Raw genomic sequence first — 4,541 nt, forward strand, 5'->3', positions numbered from 1 at the left:
AAAACCGTTACAACCTCGGCTGTCGCAACGATACAATCAAGCTGTCGGCCGCCAATCTGCACGTTGGCGAAGATGACGTAGGGGGCGTGAGCACGATCAAGTTGGTTGACAATGCTTGCAAGAACGGCGCGCTCGGATGCGAGCTCGATCGCCGCACCCATGTAAATCGCGCCCAATCCGCCCGACATGCTCACTGATGTGGAATCCATGTTCGCATCCTAGCAGGGTGCGAACATGAGGTGAACATCACTGTGCCTCCGCGGGTTGGCCAAAGCCAAACGCTGCTCTTGTGCTCGCCGGATCGCGAGCCAAGCTGCAAGTGCGTCCTTGGTCGGGCCGGTGATCTCAGCATGGCGTCCTCCTTCCGAGGAGCAGCCCCACTATAAACTAACGCCACAATCAGGAATCGGGAACAGATTGAGCCCCCAGCGCCAGGAACGGACTCTGGCGCTAGTCCAGAAAAGAGACCTTCCGACGGGGCTTGGGCAGCTTGTGGCGATAATCATACCCGTGGAAATGGACGTCAGGGATATAGTTCGCTGGGACGGCTAGGCAGGCGCTGCCGAAGGAGGAGATATCACCTGGAAGGGGCGGGGCGGTGAAACGTTTGTCGTGATAGCCCACCCCGGCAGCGCATCGAGGTATTTGAGTTCATCGCGGATCACAGCATCTAGGGCTTCAGGAAGCAAATGTTTGAGAAGACGCCACTCCACCGATGATTCCTCGTCCACCAGCTGCTCGGCGCTGTGGCGGCGCAGATGGTCACCAACCGTGGTGCCAAGCAGGTCCACCATCGACGTGTTAGCAATGAGCCGGGTCAGCAGATTGGTGTAGGGCGCGAGGGTTCCAGTGTGCAGATAGGTATTGAGCATTGCGCGGATATTCGGGTGATCGCTCGCATAGTTTCGCTCCTTGCCGTTGGCTGTCGCAACGATCGAGAAGGCGGCAGCGACGAGCAGGCCCTGTTGGCGATCGAGGTTGCACAATGGCGCAAAGTGGTCCCAATCGGCCAACGCCTCGAACCAAGGGCGACGCCGACGTTCGATTTCTGCCAGAAGCGGCGTGACGATCCTATCTTCGTGAAAGGGAAGCTTCGACCTTGGAATTGTCAGTTCATCGAAGCGGACAAGCTTGGGCGCATCGAAGCCCTCTGCATTTTGCAGATAACAGGTCAGCATGAGCGTCTTTTGCTCCTTCGACGCCGCAATCGCTGCGGGGTCGAAGACAAAAGCGTTGCCGCGATGCCTGCGGATCACGTCCAGAAAGCTTTGCTGGACTACGGCAGAAATGTCGATCCCAAACAGTATCCAGAGCAGCGGAATCCCCTCGTACTCATAGTGCTTGCAGCGCGCCGAAATCTCCGTCTGGAAAGTCCCCGATAATTGAAATTCGATTGCGAAAGCGCCGCAGCCCTTCCATTCGACATAGATATCTGGGTAGCGGCCGTGCTTGTTCTCGGTCGGCGGCAGATATTTAGCGATTGTGTGCCTGATATGGCGCTCGTCAAGCTCTACAACCTCTGCAATTTGCTCGCACATCAGCCGGTGAAAGTTCGATTCCTGGCGGCCTTGATACTGCGCGGCCCGCACTTCATCAGGCGCAGCGCGGCGCCCATGATGCCAGCGACAGTCAGGATCCCCTCCACTGTAGTGGGCGAACAACGGACGGCTCATTTTGCGCAAGCGTGCAGTTTTGATGTACACTTCGCTGTCGCAGGCCATACAACGGGCAACGAGCCCGTCTTTGCCCTGACGTCGGTCCGTGATGCGGTCGCGCAATAGACCCCATCTGTTTTCCGGCATTGCGAGTAGATCTCGGGCCATGACCGGTCCGATACCATTAATCAAGGCGGCTTCGATGATCCGCTGGGGCTGTCGCACCATTTTTGATCGCCTTATGAGAGCCTTACGCTAAGCCAGACTATAGGCTGCGCCGGAAACGGACATACAATGTCTGCCGAGAGGCGGACGCAGGTGCCCTAAGCGCAGAGCTTCACAAGCCCCGCGTGATGCTTCGGGGCCAAGGTTGCGATCATCTCTAAGAGATAGGCAGTGTTCTTTTGTGTCTCGGCTACCAGTGCCGGATCAAACCCTTTGCCGGTCATATGTGAGAGATCATTGGCGAACTTGAAAATGGCGGCCTTCTTGAGAGGATCGAAATCGATCGCATCCAGTTTTTCGTAAAGCTTAGCGGAGGACGGCTCGTAGTATTCCAGAAATGTCTCCAACACTTTTCGGGCGACGTTGGGGATGTGGTAGGCGCTTTCGATCGTGCCGTCCGATTTGTACGTATAGAGCTTTTTGAAGAGGTATTGGTATTCGGACGCGTGCTCCTGAAGCAACTGATCGAGCTTGCATAGCCGGGCGTTGCGCCCGTTCTCGTCTTCGGCGCACACAATCATAAAGTACGCCTTCAACCCGGCTTTTTTGGGGATGCCGTGAAACCAGTTCAGCACCAGCTTCAGGAAGTCGAAGTTGTGCGTGAGGATGATGACCTGTTTGGCGTCCTTGACGGCATTCTTTAGGTAGGAAAACGCCTGGTAGATCGCCGAGGAATCGAGGCTTGAGATAGGGTCGTCGATCACGACCACGCCTTCGGCGATATCGAAGGCCTGATCACCGAGTTGAACAAGGAAGTAGATAAAAGCGATGGCGGTCTTCTCGCCCTCGCTTAGGCGCTTGGCGGCCTTGCCCCTGCGGTGAACCAAGTAGCCTTCGTCCGCTGATGCAAAGCTGAGCTCTGCACGCCCTAGGAAGTTTTTCAGTCGCCTGGTGAGGTCTTCGCCAGCCGTATGGGCATTTGCGACCTTGGCACGCTTCTCAGCGATCGACTTTTTGAGCGCTTCAATAGTGCGCGTCGAATACGGCTCTGACGCGCCAGCTTTGAGATCCTCAATGAGCCTCCTGGCCTTGGTGATCTCGTCGTCGAACGCGATGACCTGCGCCGAAATCGATGACAGGTAGCTCGCTTCGATGGCATCGCGCGCCTTCGTCCTCTCGGCGTCAAAGGCAGAGGTTTTCTGATTGTGGCGATCACACAGCGTCTTCGCTCTCGCGACCGCTGCCGACAGGTCTGAGAAATCCGGTGTCAAGCTCGCCGTGTAGGACGTCGTGCGCTGCGTGAGCTTTTGTGCGAGTGCGGCGTCAACCTCATCCACGAATTTCAGCGCACTCGCTTTTGCATTTTCGAGGGCGACCGATGAGACCTCGGCCTCATCCCGCAGCTCGGAATAGAACTGCGCCTTTGCCGGGACGAGCATCTGACGAATGTAGTGCCGCACGACGTCGAGATGCTTCTGCTCCGCCTCGATATCGAATTTCAGGTTCTGATCCTCGTCACTGAAATGGCCTGCCAACTGCATCATGCGCACAGCCGGCAATTGCTGGTCACAAAACTCACAGCGTTCCGACTTGTGATTGCGATGGATAGCGACGCCGCGCTCGACCCAGTCGTTGAGGTCGCCGTTCTCTTCGAGGCGAGCAATCACCGCCGACTGGGCGGTACGCGCAGTGAGAAGGTTCACGTCGGCGACAATAATGCTGAGAACCTCCAGAAGATTTGGGCTCGTTCCGTCGCCGCGGTGCACAACGGGGAGAGCCACGCGCTCCACGGCCTCAAGCTGCTCCTGATGCACGGTCGCGCGATGGACCGCGAGTTCGGCGTCGGACAGTTCGTTGAAGCCCGTCAGCTTGAGATATACCGCTTCGGCGTCGGGCTTGCGATAGCTCCGCAGAGTCGCGCCGCTGGTCGCTTCTCCGATCGTCTTTGCAATGGCCGAAAACAGCTTTCCTCGGTTGCTCTCCAGTTTTGCGATGGCGTTTGTCGCAGCCTCGATCCCGTTGAGGCGTTCGGTATAGGCGGCCTGCTCGTCAGAGACTTCCTGCGCGAGGGCCTTATTAGCTTCCCCAACGATCAGAATGTGCGGGATATGCCCCTCACACTGACCAACATTTGCCTCGACATAGTCGGAGTTGAAGACACGGATGCTCCTTGGATATTTTTGTCCGTGCGTCAGAACGCCCGACTGCGTCGTAACGGAGTATTTGAGATCAGCGTATTCAGGATGATTACCGGCCGGAAGAGTCGCGAGCAGCCGCGACAGAGTTGTTTTGCCCGAGCCGTTGTCGCCGTAGATCACGTTGAAGCGCTGAAACTCCGGCAGGTCGTTTGCTGCTGTGTATTTGGAGAATACCCCTAAGTTTTCAATTTTCTTGAGCGATGTCAGCATGGATGATCTCGCTGGGGGTCATGGCATCAAGCTTGACGATAAACCTAAGCGTGCAGGATTGACAATCCCACTCTGAAAGGTGGCGGCAGCCTTTACGTAACAGTGCCTGTGACGCTATTGGGATAGAAGAGGCGCGAAAAGGTTCTGGATTGCGGCGTCGTCGAAGGTTTCGTTCTCGCGCTTGCTGCGACCGATTTCGGGGTCGTCAGCAGTTGTGGTTTCTTCCTCTATGGCCTTGATCCGCTCTTTCACGATCTTTTCTGCCCGTTCGATGATGGGTCTCGGGACCTTTGCTCGGGCTCCGAGAACGCTC

The 4,541-nt window shown here is 56.7% G+C and carries 4 protein-coding genes; all 4 read right to left on the reverse strand.

The window, feature by feature from the left end:
* Nucleotides 1-209 (reverse strand): hypothetical protein (locus V5F48_RS24765; protein ID WP_394260615.1); only part of this gene is annotated, 209 nt, incomplete at its 3' end.
* Nucleotides 210-548: 339 nt separating this feature from the next.
* Nucleotides 549-1,883 (reverse strand): competence protein CoiA family protein, encoded by a 1,335-nt coding sequence (locus V5F48_RS24770; RefSeq protein WP_394260616.1) that lies wholly within the window; start codon nucleotides 1,881-1,883, stop codon nucleotides 549-551.
* Nucleotides 1,884-1,978: 95 nt separating this feature from the next.
* Nucleotides 1,979-4,228, reverse strand: coding sequence for an AAA family ATPase (locus V5F48_RS24775; RefSeq protein ID WP_394260617.1), 2,250 nt, complete (start codon nucleotides 4,226-4,228; stop codon nucleotides 1,979-1,981).
* A 114-nt stretch (nucleotides 4,229-4,342) separates the two neighbouring features.
* A partial coding sequence (locus tag V5F48_RS24780; RefSeq protein WP_394260618.1) for a hypothetical protein occupies nucleotides 4,343-4,541 on the reverse strand: 199 nt, incomplete at its 5' end.

It is taken from the genome of Xanthobacter autotrophicus ATCC 700552 (assembly GCF_043194565.1).
Taxonomy (GTDB): Bacteria; Pseudomonadota; Alphaproteobacteria; order Rhizobiales; family Xanthobacteraceae; genus Xanthobacter; species Xanthobacter autotrophicus_F.